Annotated in this window: 1 protein-coding gene; it reads right to left on the bottom strand. The window is 44.2% G+C overall.

Annotation, left to right across the window (positions count from 1 at the left end; translation table 11 throughout):
* Nucleotides 1-1,141: SdrD B-like domain-containing protein (locus ACJJVX_RS00195; protein WP_405629475.1), on the bottom strand; the 1,141-nt coding region annotated here is incomplete at both ends.

Here is a 1,141-nt window from a genome sequence, read left to right as displayed (position 1 = left end):
TTGTTTGCGTTGTCAGGTTAATGTCAGTCCCGAAGATGTCTTTACCTATTAAGGTAATGTCTACATTGGCTAATAACGTGTCGTTACCTGTAATGGTGCCGTCTTGATTTTCATCGAAGTACACACGGCCTGACACGCTTGCTGTATCTGGGTTTTGCTCTGTGAAGTCAACAAGCTCGTTGCTTGTCGTCAGCACAACAGTCACTTTATCCGTTAGATCAGAGCCTGCAATTACTCCTACATTGTTACGCTCAACACCGTCTTTATAAAGTGCAGGTTGGGTTTGCGTTACGGTATAACCGTTGGCATCTGAGGCAAATAAATCAGCGAACGTGTATTCACCTTGCGCGCTTGTTTGCGTTGTCAGGTTAATGTCAGTCCCGAAGATATCTTGACCTATTAAGGTAATCGCTACGCCAGCAAGTAACTTATCGTTATCAGCAATGGTGCCATCTTGGTTTGCATCAAAATACACACGCCCTGAAATAGTCGCTGTATCTGGATTCTGCTCTGTGAAGTCAACTAGCTGATTGCTTGTTGAAAGCACAACGGTAACCGTATCCGTTAGATCAGAGCCTGCAATTACACCTGCATTGTTACGCTCAACACCGTCTTTATAAAGCGCAAGTTGCGTTTGCGTCACGGTGTACCCCGTCGCATCGGAAGCAAATAAATTCACGAAAACATATTCACCTTGCGCATTCGTTTGCGTTGTCAGGTTAATGTCAGTCCCGAAGATGTCTTTACCTATTAAGGTAATCGCTACGCCAGTAAGTAACTTATCGTTACCGGCAAGTGTACCGTCTTGGTTTTCATCGAAATACACACGTCCCGAAACGCTTGCTGTATCTGGATTTTGCTCTGTAAAGTCAACAAGCTGATTGTTTGTAGAAAGCGCAACGGTAACCGTATCTGTTAGATCAGAGCCTGCAATAGCACCCGAGCTATTACGCTCAACACCGTCTTTATAAAGCGCAGGTTGCGTTTGCGTTACGGTGTAACCATTATCATCTGAAGCAAATAAATCAGCGAACGTGTATTCACCTTGCGCGTTTGTTTGCGTTGTCAGGTTAATGTCTGAACCGAAGATATCCTTACCCGTTAAGGTAATATCGACATTCGTTAATAACGTGTCGTTATC

This window comes from Pseudoalteromonas sp. Ld20 (assembly GCF_045064175.1).
Lineage (GTDB): Bacteria > Pseudomonadota > Gammaproteobacteria > Enterobacterales > Alteromonadaceae > Pseudoalteromonas > Pseudoalteromonas neustonica.
This window is presented reverse-complemented; position numbering and strand designations above follow the sequence as displayed.